Raw genomic sequence first — 16,753 nt, forward strand, 5'->3', positions numbered from 1 at the left:
GAAAACACCTGCTCCGGCCACACGGCAGCGGGAAGAACCATGTCTGCGCCGCAGTCCCCCGCGAGTGGACCATCACAAGCGATGCCGCGGCGTGCTATCTCGATCGCCAGAGACCGATATGCCGGCCGCCAGTTCACGTTATCCCGCTCCTAGTCGGGCTGGTGGTACCCCTTGGGCGCGCAATGCGACAACGACTTCGAAGGCCCGCAGGGTTCGCAGTTGCATCCGCGGCATTTGTGGCACGCGAAGTCCTGGGGGCCCGCCCGCTCACCAAAGCCGCCGGGCAAACGATCGCCTCCGCACTGGGCATACCGGTCCGAGTTGAGGCGTTTCCACCGGCGGCGGCCGTACCATCGGCTACATGACGGCTACGACGGTGCGCGTCGGAATCCTCCTGGCGATGGCGGCGGGACTGCTGGCCGGTTGCTCCAGCGGCGATCACAAGGAGACCAAACCGGTGGCCACGCCGATGGGCCGCACCTTCGTCTCGACCGCCGTCGAAGGGCAGCAGATTCCGGGCGGCGGACCGATGACGCTCACCTTCGCCGATGGCAAGATCTCGGCCAGTTCCGGCTGCAATACCGCGAACGGCACGGTCGACCTGGCCGACGGCATCCTGCATGTCGGCACCCTCTCCAGCACCCTGATGGCTTGCCCGGATGAGCGCGGCCAGGCCGATAGCTGGCAGGACAAGGTGTTGACCGCACTGCCGAAATGGCGACTCGACGATGCGACACTGACGCTGACCGGGAAGGAAACAACCGTTACCTTGCTGGACAAAAAGGTCGCTCAGCCCGATAAACCGCTGATCGGAACCGCCTGGATCGTCACCGCTCTGATGACGCCCAACGCCCAGATCCGGTCACGGACCCTGGACGATATGAAACCGACACTCACCATCGCACCGGACGGTGCGGTATCCGGCGGCGCCGGATGCAACCGCATGACCGGACACGCCACACCGTCGCCCACCGTCAACGGGCCGGATGTCACCTTCCAGATCGGCACCACCAAGATGATGTGCGCCCCGGAGATCATGGAAGTCGAGCAGGCCGTGCTGAAGGCCCTCGACGGCAAGACAACGGCCACCATCGACGCGGACATCCTGATCCTGCGCAATACCAACGGCTCCGGCCTGACGCTACACGCGGCATAGCCGTGGCGGAGCACCGAAACAACTCCCGCACACCGGGTTTCCGCCATCCGGTCAGCCGCACCTGGTATGTCGAAATCGGCCCGTGGCCGGACCTTCCATCGGCCCACATCGAGAAGCTGCCCGCGCCGCCGTCAGAGGTAACGTTGATCCGCTACGCCGAGCTCTACACCGCCGCTGGACTCGCCCGCCGTGACGAAACCGGCCGATGGGATGCGGACACCATCGCGGCGCTACTCGCCGAGCGAGACGAATTCCTGCATACCACCTTCTCTTTGGGCTTTATCGACCCCGATGGGGCACTCCTGGCCGAATGCTCGGTCGGTATCTTCGATACGACAGCCAGGCTGTACATCGTGCACGCCACCGAGCAGCCCGCCGAACTCGCCCACCTCCTGCGCGGCACCCTGTACCGATTACATGTGCACTACCCCGATGTGCGGACCGCCGAAGTCTCGATGGACCCGCGTGACGAACCGTTCGAGCTGGCACTGACCGCCACCGGCTTCACGGTGCGGTGAGCCGATCCTTGTCGGCCTTGCTGATCAGCGACCCGACCAGCATCGCATCCCGGCGTTGGAACGGCTGGCTCCGAGCGGGAAGTCCGGACCGACGCAAATCAGCCCGGTACCACGCGATCAGGTGTGGTACCGGGCTGATTCGAGCATTCGCCCGTCAGGGCAGCGGACCACCCGCGGCAATTGCGGACAGTGTCGCGAATTCGTCGCCCTTGAGCGACGCACCGCCGACCAGCGCGCCGTCGATATCGGTCTGCGCGACCAACTCGCCGACGTTCTTGGCATTCACCGAGCCGCCGTAGAGCACCCGCACACCCGCCGCGACCTCGGGCGAGGCCAGTTCGACCAGCTCCGCGCGAATCGCACCGCACACCTCCTGCGCGTCGGCGGGGGTGGCGACTTTGCCGGTGCCGATGGCCCAGACCGGCTCGTAGGCGATGACGATCTTCGAAATCTCCGCTGCCGTCAGACCTTTGAGCGAACCGCGCAGCCGCTCGAGGTTGTACTCGACGTGCGTCTTCGCCTCACGGACATTGAGACCCTCACCGATGCACACGATCGGGGTGATCCCGTACTTCAGCGCCTGCTTGGCCTTGGCCAGCACGGTGGCGTCGTCCTCGGAGTGGTACTGCCGCCGCTCGGAGTGGCCGACGACCGCGAAGGTGCAACCCAGCTTGGCCAACATGGCGCCGCTGATCTCACCGGTGTACGCACCCTCGTCGTGTGTCGAAACATCCTGCGCACCATAGGTGAGCAGCAGTTTGTCACCCTCGACGAGGGTCTGCACGCTGCGGATATCGGTGAACGGCGGGATGACCGCGACGTCGACCTTCGCGAAGTACTTCTCCGGCAGTGCGAATGCGATCTTCTGCACCAGAGCGATGGCCTCGAGGTGATTGAGGTTCATCTTCCAGTTGCCCGCGATGAGCGGTTTGCGTGCCATGGTTCAGTCCTCCAGTACCGCGATACCGGGCAGTTCCTTGCCCTCGAGGTATTCCAGGGATGCGCCGCCACCGGTCGAGATATGCGAGAAGCCGTCTTCGGGCAGGCCGAGCGCGCGCACGGCCGCGGCCGAATCGCCACCGCCGACAACGGTGAAGGCACCCTTACCCGTCGCGGTCACGATCGCCTCGGCGACCCCGCGGGTTCCGGCGGCGAAGTTCTCGAACTCGAACACACCCATCGGGCCGTTCCAGAACACCGTCTTGGCCTCGGTCAGCAGCGCCGCGAACCGGTCCACCGACTCGGGACCGATGTCCAGACCCAGCCAGCCGTCCGGAATCTCGTTGGCGGGCACCACCTTCGAATCCGCGTCGGCCGCGAACTTATCCGCGACGACGATATCGCGCGGCAGGTGGATGACGTCCGCATAGCGCTCCAGCAGGCCCTTGCAGGTTTCGATCATCTCCGCCTGCAGCAACGAGTTGCCCACCGAAAGGCCCTGTGCGGCAAGGAAGGTGAAGCACATGCCGCCGCCGATCACCAGGGTGTCGACCTTGGGGGCGAGTGCCTCGATGACGGCCAGCTTGTCGGAGACCTTGGAACCACCGAGCACGACCGCATACGGTCGCTGCGGGTCCTCGGTCAGCTTGGCCAGCACCTCGACCTCGGCGGCAACCAGCGTGCCCGCATAGTGCGGCAGCAGCTCGGCCACGTCGTAGACCGAGGCCTGCTTGCGGTGCACGACACCGAAGCCGTCGGAGACGAATGCACCGTCGTCGCCGACGAGTTCGACCAGCGCCGCGGCCAGCTTGGCCCGCTCCGCATCGTCCTTGCTGGTCTCACGCGGATCGAAGCGCACGTTCTCCAGCAGCAGCACATCGCCGTCGGTGAGGCCCTCCGAGCGCGACAGCGCATCGTAGCCGACGACGTCACCGGCGAGCTGAACATTGCGGCCCAACAGCTCGGCCAGCTGCACTGCGACCGGGGCGAGGGAGAATTTCGGATCCGGCTCACCCTTCGGGCGGCCCAAATGCGCCATGACGACCACCTTGGCACCGGCCTCGACCAGCGCTCGCAGCGTCGGCACCGAGGCGATGATGCGACCCGGGTCGGTGATCTGGCCGTTGTCGTCGAGGGGGACGTTCAGGTCGGAGCGCACCAGCACGCCCCGACCCTCGACACCCTCGTTCAGGAGATCCTGGAGTGTCTTGACTGCCATGCGCGTCAGAGCGACTTGCCGACGAGGCCGATGAGATCGGCCAAGCGGTTGGAGTAGCCCCACTCGTTGTCGTACCAGCCGACAACCTTCACCTGATCATCGATGGTCTTGATCAGCGGCGCGTCGTAGATGCACGAGTGCGGGTCGGTGACGATGTCGCTGGAGACGATCGGGTCCACGTTGTACTTCAGGATGCCCTTCAGCGCACCTTCGGCGGCGGCCTTGTAGGCGGCATTGATGTCGTCGATCGAGGCCGACTTGCTCAGGGTCACGGTGAGGTCGGTGACCGAGCCCGTCGGGACCGGGACGCGCAGCGCGTAGCCGTCGAGCTTGCCGTTGAGCTCCGGGAGCACCAGGCCGATGGCCTTCGCGGCGCCGGTGCCGGTGGGCACGATGTTCAGCGCGGCGGCGCGGGCGCGGCGCAGGTCGCTGTGCGGACCGTCCTGCAGGTTCTGGTCCTGGGTGTAGGCGTGGATGGTGGTCATCAGACCACGCTCGATGCCGAAGCTGTCGTTGAGCACCTTGGCCAGCGGGCCGAGGCAGTTGGTGGTGCACGAGGCGTTGGAGATGATGTTCTGGCTGCCGTCGTACTTGTCGTCGTTGACGCCCATGACGACGGTCAGGTCCTCACCCTTGGCGGGCGCGGAGATGATGACCTTCTTGGCACCAGCGGCGATGTGGCCCTTCGCCTTGGTCGCGTCGGTGAAGATGCCGGTGGATTCGACGACCACGTCGACCCCGAGGTCACCCCACGGCAGCGCGGCGGGGCCCTCCTTGATGGCCAGTGCCTTGATCCGCTGCTCACCGACCACGATGGTGTCGTCGCCGTCGAGCGAGACATCCTGGGGCAAGCGGCCCAGGATCGAGTCGTACTTGAGCAGGGTTGCGAGCGTCGCGTTGTCGGTGAGGTCGTTGACCGCGACGATCTCGATGTCGGTGGTGCCGAGCGCCTTCTGCGCCTCCACCGCCCGGAAGAAGTTACGTCCGATACGACCGAAGCCGTTGATGCCTACCCGGACAGTCACGTTATCGCTCCTCAGCTTTCAAGCGGATTCATTCCGATGCCATAACCACAGTAGTGCCCGGCTGTAGTCTCTCCGACACGCACCTGTCATTCGTGAGCACGCGGGACCTGCGCAGACGCCCGCGCGGGTGGTTTCGGGGCACAATTCCGGCGTCCTCGGCCTTGTTTCGGCTCACCATGGAATTCCGGTGCTCACCCCCGCCACGTGCGGCCCGAGCGGGTGGGATACGCCGCGGCGGCGGCGAGTGCGCCGGACTTCGGACCGTAAGCCGGGTAGACAGCTCGGCGCCGGGAAAACGAATCGCCGCCCCGTGGGGGCGGCGATTCGACTCACGCTTCGTCGAGCAGTTCGGCGGTGACGGCCGATTCGGTATCGGGTACCCCCAACTCCTTGGCCCGGCGGTCCGCCATCGACAGTAATCGCCGAATCCGGCCTGCCACAGCATCTTTCGTCATCGGCGGATCGGCGAGCTGGCCCAACTCCTCCAGCGACGCCTGGCGGTGCTGCACGCGCAGCTTGCCCGCCGCGGCCAAATGGTCGGGCACTTCATCGCCCAGGATCTCCAGTGCGCGTTCGACTCTCGCGGCCGCGGCGACCGCGGCACGAGCCGAACGGCGCAGATTCGCATCGTCGAAATTGGCGAGGCGGTTCGCGGTGGCTCGCACCTCGCGGCGCAGCCTTCGCTCCTCCCAGACGATCCGGGTGTCCTGCGCGCCCATCCGGGTCAGCAGTGCGCCGATCGCCTCGCCGTCGCGCACCACGACCCGATCGGTGCCGCGCACCTCACGCGCCTTGGCGGTGATGCCGAGCCGCCGTGCCGCACCGACGAGCGCGAGCGCCGCCTCCGGACCGGGGCAGCTGACCTCGAGCGCCGATGAGCGACCCGGTTCGGTGAGCGAGCCGTGCGCGAGAAAGGCTCCGCGCCAAGCGGCTTCGGCATCGCCGATGCTGCCGCCGACCACCTGCGCGGGCAGTCCGCGCACCGGTCGGCCACGCACGTCGAGCAGACCGGTCTGTCTGGCCAGCGCCTCACCCTCCTTGGACACCCGCACGACATAGCGCGAGGTCTTGCGCAGGCCGCCGGCTCCGAGCACGTGCACATCGGAGCCGTACCCGTATAACTCGAAGATCTCCCGGCGCAGTCGGCGCGCGATGGAGCCCATATCCACCTCGGCCTCGACGATCACCCGCCCGCCGACGATGTGCAGGCCGCCCGCAAACCGCAGCAGCGCAGACAGTTCCGCCTTGCGAGAACTCACCTGCGAGACCGTGAGCCTGCTCAGCTCGTCCTTCACTTCGGCTGTCATCGCCACGAGACGCGCTCCTTTCCACCCAACCCGGAACGCACATCCTGACCCATGTGCCGTCCCTCGACTCGAAGCCCTGCCATATGTGGCCGAGGTTGCTGGATCAGCTGATCCAGTGCGGCGGCAAGCTTTCCGGGGTGATGCCGGTCGGTGCCCGCTTCGGCGACATCGGAAAAGGTTACTCGTGCCCGCAATTGTTCGGCAGCCCTGGCCACATGTTCTCTTTCGCGACCCTCCGGCACCGACCCCGAATCGACCAGTACCTCATCGACCACGAATTCCGGTGCGTGCTGGGACAATACATGCAGATGGCGCTCCGCGGAGAAACCCGCCGTTTCTCCGGGCTCAGCGGCGAGATTCAGCACCAGTACCTTGCGCGCCCTGGTATACACCAGCGCATCACGCAATTCGGGCACCAGTACATGCGGAATCACGCTGGTGAACCAGGAACCCGGGCCGAGCACAACGACATCGGCGTGTTCGATGGCCGAGGTGGCTTCCGGACTGGCGGGCGGATCGGACGGAATCAGCCGCACGCGCCGCACCTTACCCGGTGTCGTCGCGACGGCGACCTGGCCACGAATGCAGCGACTCACCCGCGGATCCGCTTCCAACCCAGAAACATCCGCTTCGATATCCAGCGCAATGGGCGACATGGGTAGCACCCGACCGGTGATACGCAACATCTTGGCGACCTCGTCGAGCGCGGCGACCGGATCGCCGAGCACCTCGGTCAGGCCCGCGAGGATCAGATTGCCGACCGAATGTCCGGCCAGCGCACCCGTGCCGCCGAAGCGATGCTGCACGGTGCGCGTCCAGACGTCGTCGCCGTCGGCGGCCAGCGCAGCCAGGGCCATGCGCAGATCGCCGGGCGGTGGCACACCGAGTTCGGACCGGAGCCTGCCCGATGATCCGCCGTCGTCAGCGACGGTAACCACGGCGCTGATCTTCCTGGTCAGCCGCCGCACCGCGGTGAGCGTCGCATACAGGCCGTGCCCGCCACCCAACGCAACGATGGCGGGATCCGATTCCCACCCCGTCATTCGCGCCCCAGATCCCGATGCACGACCCGCACGACATCGGCGGGACCGGATTCCGCGGTCTGTGATCCGATGAGTTCGCCCAGCGCTTCGGCTATCGCCACGCTGCGGTGTTTGCCTCCGGTGCAGCCCACTGCCACCGTCATGTATCGCTTCCCCTCTTGGCGGTAACCATTCGTCGTCAAGTCGACCAGGTGGTGGCAGGTGCTCAGGTAATCGGCCGCGCCGGGACGCGACAACACATACTCGCTGACCACGGTCTCCTGTCCCGAATGTTCCCGAAGTTCCGGTATCCAATGCGGATTGGGTAGAAAACGCACATCCAACACCATGTCCGCATCAAGTGGTACCCCGTACTTGAATCCGAACGACTGCACTGTCAGCTGCAGTGCGGTGGGCGCGCCACCACCGTAGGCCTCCTCCAACTTGCGGTGCAGCTGGTGGATCGACAACTCGGTGGTGTCGATGACCAGGTCGGCCGCCGTTTTCACGGCGGAAAGGCGAATCCGTTCGGCGGCGATGCCCGCCGAGAGCGTACCGTCGGCACTCTCGCTCTGCAGCGGGTGACGGCGGCGGGCGAAGCCGAAACGCCGGATCAGCACATCATCGGAGGCCTCCAGGAACAGGATCCTGGTCCGCACGCCCGAGGATCGCAGCTGTTCGGTGACGGCCGAGAGATCGCCGGTGAAGAAGCGACTACGCACATCCATGACCAAGGCGAGCCGGCGGATCGGCGGATCGGCGGAGGCACCGAGTTCGACCATCCGCCCAATCAGCTCGGGCGGCAGATTATCGGTGACATACCACCCGAGATCCTCGAGTACGCGGGCCGCGGTACCACGGCCCGCGCCGGATAGACCCGTCACGATCACCACTTCGACCCGCGGCTGGGGTGGATTGCCGTCGCCACGTTCGACAGGTGCGCCGAGGGTGCCCGCGGGGCCGGTTCGCCCAGCGGTCGACCGCGGGCTGCCCGCACTGTTGTTCGATTCGACGCGTGTCATGTCCTACCGGATCTGTGTCAGGGTGCCTGTCGATCATCCCGCACCGGTTCCGGTATCGGGCGCAGACACACAACGTAGGTGTCTTATTCCTCCCGCAACGCGGCCAAAACGGCCTTCGCGGTTGCCACACCGATGCCGGGAACCTCGGTGATCTGCTCGACCGTAGCCTCCTTGAGTTTGGCAACCGACCCGAAGTGGGTCACCAGCGCGGTCCGGCGGGACTCACCGAGGCCACGCACCGAGTCCAGTGCGGACGCGGTCATCCGGCGGGAGCGTTTGCTGCGATGGAAGGTGATGGCGAAGCGATGCGCCTCGTCGCGCACCCGTTGCAGCAGATATAGCGACTCGCTATTGCGCGGCATGATCACCGGATCGCCCTCACCCGGCACCCACACCTCCTCGAGTCGTTTGGCCAGGCCGATCACCGCGACATCGGTGATGCCGAGTTCGTCGAGAACCTCCGCGGCGGCCGCGACCTGGGGTGCGCCGCCGTCCACGACATACAGATTGGGCGGGTAGGCGAACTTCCGCGGGCGGCCGGTGCGTGGGTCGATGCCGGGGCGGGAGGCGAGTTCGAGATCCTCGCCGTCGGCGGCGATGCCCTCGGACACGATGTCCTCGGCCTCGATCTCGTCGCGTTCGCGGCGCAATCGGTAGAACCGCCGCCTGGTCACCTCCGCGATGCTGCCGACATCGTCGGAGCGGCCGTCGCCCGCCGCCTCCTTGATGGTGTAGTGGCGATACTCGGACTTGCGCGGCAGGCCGTCCTCGAACACCACCAGCGAGGCCACCACATCGGTGCCCTGCACGTGGCTGATATCCACACATTCGATTCGTAGCGGCGCGCTATCCAGATCGAGGGCATCTTGAATGTCCTGCAGCGCAGCAGATCTCGAGGTCAGATCGCCCGCCCGCTTGAGCTTGTGCTGGGCCAGCGCCTCCATCGCGTTGCGCTGCACGGTTTCGGCGAGCGCCTTCTTGTCACCGCGCTGGGGCACCCGCAGCTGCACCGCCGACCCGCGCAGTTCGCTCAGCCACTCCTGGATCTGTTCGGCGTCGGCGGGCAGCTCCGGCACCAGCACCTCGCGTGGCACCACGGTGGCCGGTTGTTCGTCCTCACCCTGTTCGGCCTGGGTCACCTGCTCGCCGTAGAACTGGGTGAGGAACTGCTCGACCAGCGCGGCGACCTCGCCACCGGCCTCGTGGCCGTCGATGGCGTCACCGGATTTGTCGACCACCCACCCACGCTGGCCGCGTACCCGGCCGTCGCGGACGTGGAAGATCTGCACCGCGACCTCCAACTCGTCGATGGCGAAGGCGATCACATCGGCGTCGGTGCCGGTCCCGAGGACCACGGCCTGCTTCTCCAGTGCCCGGCGCAGCGCCTGGACATCGTCGCGCAGCCGGGCGGCGGTTTCGAAATCCAACTCCTCGGCGGCGTCGTGCATCCGGCGCTCCAGGTCGCGCACCATGCGATCGGTGCGCCCGGCCAGGAAGTCGCAGAAGTCCTCGACGATCCGCCGATGCTGCTCGGCATCGACCCTGCCGATGCACGGCGCCGAACATTTGTCGATGTAGCCGAGCAGGCATGGCCGCCCGATCTGGTTGTGCCGCTTGAAGACTCCGTTGGAGCAGGTGCGCGCGGGGAATACCCGCAGCAGCAGATCGAGGGTCTCCCGAATGGCCCAGGCATGTGCATACGGCCCGAAGTACCGCACCCCCTTCTTGCGCGCGCCACGATAGACGAACAGCCGCGGGTACTCCTCGTTCAACGTCACTGCGAGCACCGGGTACGACTTGTCGTCCCGATACCGTACGTTGAAACGCGGATCGAACTCCTTGATCCAGTTGTATTCCAGCTGAAGGGCTTCCACCTCGGTGGAGACCACGGTCCACTCGACACTCGCCGCCGTCGTGACCATCTGCCTGGTACGCGGATGCAGCGACGCCACATCGGCGAAGTACGAATTCAGCCTGCTCCGCAGACTCTTCGCTTTGCCGACATAGATCACACGCCCGTGCGCGTCCCGGAATTTGTAGACACCGGGTTCAACGGGAATCGTGCCCGGCTTCGGCCGGTAGGTCGCGGGATCTGCCACGAATCCAAGCCTATCGACCGCCCCCGACACATCCGCACGGGTGCGGTCGTCGCCGGGCTCGGCTCAGGAGAATCGGCGCGCACTGGCGATGATGGCCTCGCACAGCGCCTGTTGCGGTGGTGACAGTCGGGTGCGACGGCGCATCAGGACGAACTCGAGTTCGCCGAGCTCCGGCAGTTGACGCCCGGGCAGCACGACGAGGCCGTCCGGGAGCAGGGTTTCGGCGTGCACGATGACGCCGAGCCCGGCAAGGACGGCGGCGCGCAGGCCGAGTTGGCTGTCGCTGGTGCAGGTCACCCGCCAGGTGCGGGCATCGCGTTCGAGGGCCTGCAGCGCGATGCGGCGGGTGAGGCTGGGCGGCGGGTAGGTGACCAGCGGTACCGGATCGTCGAATTCCGTTGCGGCCGAGCGACCCGCCCACACCAGGCGGTCGCGCCAGAGCAGTTCGCCGTGCCGTTCACCCGGTAGGCGTTTGCCGACGACGAGGTCGAGTTCGCCGGTCTCCATCCGGGTTTTCAGGTTTTCACTCAGGCCGACGGTGAGTTCCAGATCGATGCCGGGATGGGTGCGCTGAAATTCCAGGAGTACGTCGGGGAGTTCACGGGCCATCACGTCATCGGAGGCGCCGAGGCGGATCAGCCCGGTGAGGGTGGAGCCGGAGAAGTAGCGCTCGGCCCGACCCTGCGCGTCGAGGATGGTGCGGGCGAACCCGACCATGGCCGCACCGTCGGCGGTCAGCGCGAGGTTACGGGTGTCGCGGCGGAGCAGTTCGCGACCGACAGCCTTCTCCAAGCGGGCGATGTGACCGCTGACGGTGGACTGACGCAGGCCGAGAATGCGACCGGCCGCGGTGAAACCACCCGCGCGTTCGACGGCGAGGAAGGTCCGCAGCAGCTCGGGTTCGAACACGCTCCAATTATCACCGAATACGTTTACAGATATCGATCCCAACGCCTATCGCGATCAGTCGCCAGCGCCATACCGTCGACTTGTGAAGTTCTTCGCCAAACTACGTATCGACGCGTTCATGCTCGGCATCCTGGTCAGCGTGGCGGTGGCCGCACTGCTGCCCGCGCATGGTGTCGCGGCCGATGCGCTCGACTGGATCACCAAGATCGCGATCGGCGTGCTCTTCTTTCTGTACGGCGCTCGCCTCGCGCCGCGCGAGGCATGGGCCGGGTTGCGGCATTGGCGCCTGCATTCGTCGGTGCTGGCAGTGACCTATCTGATCTTTCCCCTGATCGGTCTGGCACTGCGTTTCCTGGCGCCTTCGGTGCTGACCGATGACCTCTACACAGGCGTGCTGTTCCTGTGCTTGGTGCCCTCGACCGTTCAGTCATCGATCGCCTTCACCTCGATTGCCAAGGGCAATGTGGCGGGTGCGGTGGTCAGTGCGTCGCTGTCCAACCTGATCGGCGTCTTCGCGACCCCGCTGCTGGTGATGCTGTTGATGGACACCACCGGTAATGCGACCGTCTCCCCCGTCGCGATCCTCGCGATCGTCGTCCAACTGCTGCTGCCGTTCCTGGCAGGTCAGCTGCTGCGGCAAAGGATGACCCGGCTGCTGCGGCATGCCACAGTGACCAGGACCGTCGATCGCGGCTCGGTCTATCTCATCGTCTACGCCGCATTCAGCGCGGGCATGACCGAACACATCTGGAGCGGCATCTCGCCGTGGGCGCTACTGGCCACCGCCGCTGTGTGTGCTGGCATTCTCGCCGTCGTTCTCACGGTCACGACGTTCGGCAGCCGACTTCTCGGTTTCGCGCGCCCCGACCAGATCGTCGCGATCTTCTGCGGCTCGAAAAAGAGCCTGGCCACCGGCCTGCCCATGGCCTCGGTGCTGTTCGCGGGACATCCGGTCGGTCTGATCGTGCTGCCGCTCATGCTCTTCCATCAGATCCAGCTGTTCACCTGCACGGTCCTCGCCCAGCGCTATGCGCGATCCGCCGCCGATGCCCGGCCCGATCTCGCGGTGGCCGAGCCGTCGGCACAGCCAGCCTGATCGGCTGCGCTACTCGGCGTCGGCGACTCGAATGTCGAACCAGGCCTTGGCTTCCGGCCGCCACAGCTGGTACACGATCGTTGTCGATGCGCCGAGCGTGAACACGATGACGACCAGCCCGGCCACATCCGGGACAGCATCGACGTGCACCCGCAGCACGGCGACGGCCTGCACGACGGCCAGGCCGATCGCCGCCCGACGCACCATCGCTCCACAGCCGATGGCCAACAGCGCCAGGCCGACTACCCAGCTACAGCTGAATTGCACGGCCGCGGATCTGGCCGCCGCATCGCCGGAGATCAGGCCCATGATGACCGGATACGCGAGGCCGAAGCCGGCCAGACCCGATGCCGCCTCTCTGGCCTCGCGGACCGATTCGGGCAGGCCGACGGGCCGCGCCGTGCGCACGGCCGATGATTCGAAATGTGCCTCGGCATCCATGGCCACTCCCCGGTCGAGCTTACGCACCCCGATGTGATGGGCGTCACCGCAAGCTAATTCAGTTCGGGGACATCGACATTCAGGACCCAAAGAGTGTGATGCAGGTCACATAGTGGCCGTTAGGCGAGTACGTGCTCGCGCAGGACGTCGAGCAGCCCTTCGGCACGATCCGCGGTCGGCAACGGATCGACCAGCGCGAAACCGCAGCCCGCGACCGCCGCACCACCGTCGGCCTCGGCACTGTCACCGACCATCAGTGCCGACTCCGGGCGCACCCCGAGTTGGTCCAGCGCAGCCAGGAAGATCCGCGGATCCGGCTTCACCGCGCCGACCTCGAACGAGAGCGTGTGTGCGGCGACGAGCCGATCCCAGCCGTTGGCGGCGAACGCCGGGCGGATATCGAAGGCGATATTGCTCACCACTGCAACCGGAATATCGTGCGCCGCCAAGGTTTCCAGAACGGCACCGGTGTCGGGATAAGGCGTCCACGCCAGCGGGTCGACCATCCAGTCGTAGATCCGCTCGATTACCGTCCGCGTCGGCACCCCGGCCTGCCGCAGCACCTCGAGATAGGCGCTGCGATGCATCGCCGGATCCAGATCCCGCCGCTCCCACACGATCCGGCCCGCGGCGTCGAACCGCGCGCCGTAACCGACCGGCCTCGTTATTCGGTCCAGGATCGCGGCCTGATCCAAGTGCTCGCCATCGGGTGCGACCATCGCGTCCCAGGTTTCATCGGGCTCCAGCCGGAACAGCGTGCCGGAGAAGTCGAACAACACCGCCTCGATCACCACTCGATCCAGCGTACCGACCATGACCTTCGATGAACCTCGGCGAGCGATCACCTGCGGAGAGTGCTTGTCCGCGAGACAATTTCGGCACAGCTGAATCCGGCTTGCCACCGCTGGGAGCCCGCAGCGCCGGAATTCCCGCGGGGGTCGGCGATCGGCGATACAGTGCCGTCCATGAGTCGCACGCGAGGAACCTGGGTCAGCGCCGCGGCGGCGCTCACGCTCATCGTCGGCGTTGTCAGCGGATGTTCATCCGAAGACAAATCCGCGAACGCGGCATGTACGGCAACGCCCAACGGCACCCCGGTGGTCGCGACCTCAGCGGGTGCGACGCCGGGCGCGACCAAGGATCTGAGCACCAATCCGGAGATCGCGACCGGCTACCGGTCCGGGATGACAGCGGTGCGCACCAAAACGTATGCGGTCTCGACGGCCAACCCGCTGTCCACCAAGGCCGCATGCGAGGTGCTGAGCAATGGCGGCACGGCCGCGGATGCGCTGATCGCGGCGCAGACGGTGCTCGGGTTGGTGGAACCGCAGGCCTCCGGCATCGGCGGCGGCGCGTTCCTGCTCTACTACGACGCGGCCAGCAAGAGCGTGGAGGCATACGACGGCAGGGAGGTCGCGCCCGCCGCCGCGACCGAGAATTATCTGCGCTGGGTCAGCGATACCGATCGCACCGAGCCGAAGCCGAGTACACGCGCCAGCGGGCGCTCGATCGGCGTCCCCGGTGTCTTGCGCATGCTGGAAATGGCACATCGCGACCACGGCAAGACCACGTGGCGGGACTTGTTCAACCCGGCCATCGGCCTCGCCGACCAGGGATTCGCGATCAGTCCGCGGCTGGCGGGCCAGATCGCCGAATCGGCGAAGGATCTTGCCGTGGACGAGGCCGCGAAGGCGTACTTCCTCAATCCGGACGGCAGCCCCAAGCGGGCCGACACCGTCCTGACCAATCCGGCAATGTCCAAAACCCTCAACGCCATCGCCAGCGACGGCGCGAACGCCTTCTATACCGGCGCACTCGCCCGTGACATCGTCGACGAGGCCGCCTCCACCGCGGGCGGACGCACTCCCAGCCTGATCACCGCCAATGACCTCGCCGGATACCAGGCCAAGAAGCGAACCGCATTGTGCACCAGCTATCGCACGCACGAGATCTGCGGTATGCCGAGTCCGTCTTCAGGCGGGATCACCGTCGCCGCCACCCTCGGCATCCTGGAGAACTTCGACCTCGCCGCACTGCGCCCGGACAATATCGACCGCAATGGCGGCACGCCGAAAGCCGATGCGGTGCACCTCATCTCCGAGGCCGAGCGGCTCGCCTACGCCGACCGCAACAAGTACGTCGCCGATACGGATTTCATTCCGCTGCCGGGCAATTCGCCGCAGACCCTGCTCAATAGGGACTACCTGAAGCAACGTTCCGGCCTCATCGACCCCAACCACAGCATGGGCACCGCCCAACCCGGCGATTTCGGCCCGGTTCCGCTCGGCATCGGGCCGCAGCCGCCCGAGCACGGCACCAGCCATATTTCGATCGTCGACAAGTACGGCAATGCCGCCTCGATGACCACCACGGTCGAATCGGCCTTCGGATCATTCCATCTGGTCGACGGATTCGTGCTGAACAACCAGCTCACCGATTTCTCCGCGGACCCGCTCGGCACCGATGGCGCCCCCGTCGCGAACCGCGTACAGCCGGGTAAGCGGCCGCGCAGCTCGATGAGCCCGACCCTGGTCTTCGACCGCAATGCCGACGGCTCCCGCGGCGATCTCACTCAGGTCGCCGGTTCGCCCGGCGGCTCGGTGATCATCCAGTTCGTCGTGAAAGCCCTGATCGGCGTACTGGATTGGGGCCTGGACCCGCAGCAGGCGGTCTCCGCAGTCGCCTTCGGCGCCGGGAACGGTCCGGCGACCGGCGTCGGCGGCGAGCATCCCGCCATCAACGCCACCGATAACGGCGATCACGACCCGCTGGTCCTACGGCTTCGCCAACTGGGCCATCAGGTCTCGGTCGCTCCGCAGTCCAGTGGCCTGAGCGCATTGCAGCGCGACGGGACCGACGGCTGGATCGGCGGTGCGGACCCGAGGCGTGAAGGTGCCGTCCTCGGCGACACCCGCTGACCTGCGGCTGCTCTATCCGGTACGCAATATCGGATAGAGCAGCGCTCACTCCTGCGCGGCAGTGTATTTCGCGCCCAGCTCGCGCAGCTTGTCGAGCGCCTCGGCGGCGCGCTCCTTATCGTTGGAGCGGATCGCCATCAGTGGCACGTAATCGTCGTCGACCAGTTCGAGACGGGCCCAGGACTTCCGGTCCGGGAACGAGACGCCTCGAATGTATTGCCAGGGGAATTCGGTGTCGCCCAGGATGTTGCGTACCGAAACGCCGCGCTTGCCGACGCGCACCCGCGGCCGGGTCAACAGCAACACTGCGGCCGCGCCGAGCAGACCGATGCCGATCATCGCCAACTGATCGGCCAGCCGGAAGTTCACCCCCGTCGAACCGTGGCGCAACCAGATACCGCCTGCCGTGAAACCGGCCACGAGCAGCACCGCCACGATCCACGCGGTCCGTACCGCGCGATGCGGCCGCACCTCGAGCTCCCAATCATCTTGTCCCGATGCGGCAGCCGAACCCGCCCCGTCGCCGGGGCGCCTACGCCAAATGCGGACGACCGGCATGACCTAAGGCCGCAGCGCGCGCAGCGTCAACGCGGCGTCGAGCGCTGCCGCGGCGGCCTGTTCGCCCTTGTTCTCGGCGGAACCGGGCAATCCGGCCCGATCCAGCGCCTCCTGCTCGTTATTGGTGGTGAGCACACCATTCGCGACCGGCGTGCCGGCATCCAGCGATACCCGGGTCAGACCGGCGGTCACCGCGTCACAGACGTATTCGAAATGCGGTGTGCCACCGCGGATCACCACCCCGAGCGCGACCACCGCGTCATGTGAGCGAGCCAGTTCCTGGGCCACCACCGGCAGTTCCATCGCGCCCGCGCACCGCACCACGGTGATGTGCTCGACGCCCGCGTCCTTGGCCACCCTTTCCGCATTCGCGACCAGCGTGTCGCAGATCTGGGTGTGCCAGCGCGAGGCGACGATGCCGAGCTTCAGGTCCTTGGCATCCGACAGCTCGAAGCTGGGTACGCCGGTGCCGCTCATCGAATACCGCCTTTCCAGGCTGCGTCGAGGTCCGAAATCTCGGGGTG

Annotated in this window: 16 protein-coding genes; 4 read left to right on the top strand and 12 right to left on the bottom strand. The window is 66.4% G+C overall.

Going from position 1 to position 16,753, the window contains the following annotated elements; genetic code table 11:
- Positions 1 to 361 precede the first annotated feature (361 nt).
- Together ACQP1G_RS28020 and ACQP1G_RS28025 are read left to right on the top strand one after the other, a co-directional pair.
- Positions 362 to 1,156 (top strand): META domain-containing protein, encoded by a 795-nt coding sequence (locus tag ACQP1G_RS28020; RefSeq protein WP_433192549.1) that lies wholly within the window; start codon positions 362 to 364, stop codon positions 1,154 to 1,156.
- Between the two features lie 2 nt (positions 1,157 to 1,158).
- On the top strand, positions 1,159 to 1,674 hold the full coding sequence (locus tag ACQP1G_RS28025; protein ID WP_433192550.1) for a hypothetical protein: 516 nt from the start codon (positions 1,159 to 1,161) through the stop codon (positions 1,672 to 1,674).
- A gap of 154 nt (positions 1,675 to 1,828) precedes the next feature.
- On the opposite strand, the gene tpiA is transcribed toward ACQP1G_RS28025, so the two are convergent.
- The 8 genes from tpiA to ACQP1G_RS28065 all read right to left on the bottom strand — a co-directional run bounded on the left by tpiA (position 1,829) and on the right by ACQP1G_RS28065 (position 11,216).
- Complete coding sequence (tpiA, locus tag ACQP1G_RS28030) at positions 1,829 to 2,614, bottom strand: triose-phosphate isomerase (RefSeq protein ID WP_433192551.1); 786 nt, start codon at positions 2,612 to 2,614, stop codon at positions 1,829 to 1,831.
- 3 nt (positions 2,615 to 2,617) lie between these two features.
- Positions 2,618 to 3,832, bottom strand: coding sequence for a phosphoglycerate kinase (locus tag ACQP1G_RS28035; RefSeq protein WP_433192552.1), 1,215 nt, complete (start codon positions 3,830 to 3,832; stop codon positions 2,618 to 2,620).
- 5 nt (positions 3,833 to 3,837) lie between these two features.
- The gene (gene gap, locus ACQP1G_RS28040; RefSeq protein WP_433192553.1) at positions 3,838 to 4,857 is read right to left on the bottom strand and encodes a type I glyceraldehyde-3-phosphate dehydrogenase; all 1,020 of its coding nucleotides are present in this window, start codon (positions 4,855 to 4,857) and stop codon (positions 3,838 to 3,840) included.
- Positions 4,858 to 5,186: 329 nt separating this feature from the next.
- Entirely contained in the window at positions 5,187 to 6,170 is a 984-nt protein-coding gene (gene whiA, locus ACQP1G_RS28045) for a DNA-binding protein WhiA (protein WP_040692075.1), read from the bottom strand.
- Complete coding sequence (locus tag ACQP1G_RS28050) at positions 6,161 to 7,207, bottom strand: gluconeogenesis factor YvcK family protein (protein WP_433192554.1); 1,047 nt, start codon at positions 7,205 to 7,207, stop codon at positions 6,161 to 6,163. The genes whiA and ACQP1G_RS28050 overlap by 10 nt, the downstream gene beginning before the upstream one ends.
- On the bottom strand, positions 7,204 to 8,208 hold the full coding sequence (gene rapZ / locus ACQP1G_RS28055; RefSeq protein WP_433192555.1) for an RNase adapter RapZ: 1,005 nt from the start codon (positions 8,206 to 8,208) through the stop codon (positions 7,204 to 7,206). Before rapZ ends, ACQP1G_RS28050 begins: the two co-directional genes overlap by 4 nt.
- An 83-nt stretch (positions 8,209 to 8,291) precedes the next feature.
- A complete protein-coding gene (gene uvrC / locus ACQP1G_RS28060; protein ID WP_433192556.1) occupies positions 8,292 to 10,307 on the bottom strand; it encodes an excinuclease ABC subunit UvrC in 2,016 nt (671 codons plus the stop codon).
- Between the two features lie 63 nt (positions 10,308 to 10,370).
- Positions 10,371 to 11,216, bottom strand: coding sequence for a LysR family transcriptional regulator (locus ACQP1G_RS28065; RefSeq protein WP_433192557.1), 846 nt, complete (start codon positions 11,214 to 11,216; stop codon positions 10,371 to 10,373).
- An 82-nt stretch (positions 11,217 to 11,298) separates the two neighbouring features.
- Here ACQP1G_RS28065 and ACQP1G_RS28070 point away from each other — a divergent pair, with 82 nt between their 5' ends.
- Positions 11,299 to 12,312: a bile acid:sodium symporter family protein gene (locus tag ACQP1G_RS28070; protein WP_433192558.1), complete on the top strand. Its 1,014-nt coding sequence runs from the start codon at positions 11,299 to 11,301 to the stop codon at positions 12,310 to 12,312.
- A gap of 9 nt (positions 12,313 to 12,321) precedes the next feature.
- On the opposite strand, the gene ACQP1G_RS28075 is transcribed toward ACQP1G_RS28070, so the two are convergent.
- A complete protein-coding gene (locus ACQP1G_RS28075; protein ID WP_433192559.1) occupies positions 12,322 to 12,753 on the bottom strand; it encodes a hypothetical protein in 432 nt (143 codons plus the stop codon).
- A 119-nt stretch (positions 12,754 to 12,872) separates the two neighbouring features.
- Complete coding sequence (locus ACQP1G_RS28080) at positions 12,873 to 13,568, bottom strand: HAD family hydrolase (protein ID WP_433192560.1); 696 nt, start codon at positions 13,566 to 13,568, stop codon at positions 12,873 to 12,875.
- A gap of 150 nt (positions 13,569 to 13,718) precedes the next feature.
- On the opposite strand from ACQP1G_RS28080, the gene ACQP1G_RS28085 reads away from it, so the two are divergent.
- Positions 13,719 to 15,671, top strand: coding sequence for a gamma-glutamyltransferase family protein (locus ACQP1G_RS28085; protein WP_433192561.1), 1,953 nt, complete (start codon positions 13,719 to 13,721; stop codon positions 15,669 to 15,671).
- 45 nt (positions 15,672 to 15,716) lie between these two features.
- Here the strand turns inward: ACQP1G_RS28085 and ACQP1G_RS28090 are convergent, their stop codons facing one another.
- A complete protein-coding gene (locus ACQP1G_RS28090) occupies positions 15,717 to 16,229 on the bottom strand; it encodes a PH domain-containing protein (RefSeq protein WP_433192562.1) in 513 nt (170 codons plus the stop codon).
- A gap of 3 nt (positions 16,230 to 16,232) precedes the next feature.
- On the bottom strand, positions 16,233 to 16,706 hold the full coding sequence (gene ribH, locus ACQP1G_RS28095; RefSeq protein WP_433192563.1) for a 6,7-dimethyl-8-ribityllumazine synthase: 474 nt from the start codon (positions 16,704 to 16,706) through the stop codon (positions 16,233 to 16,235).
- Positions 16,707 to 16,753: the final 47 nt, after the last annotated feature.

The organism is Nocardia sp. CA-107356 (assembly GCF_050946365.1).
In the GTDB taxonomy this organism is placed as follows: domain Bacteria; phylum Actinomycetota; class Actinomycetes; order Mycobacteriales; family Mycobacteriaceae; genus Nocardia.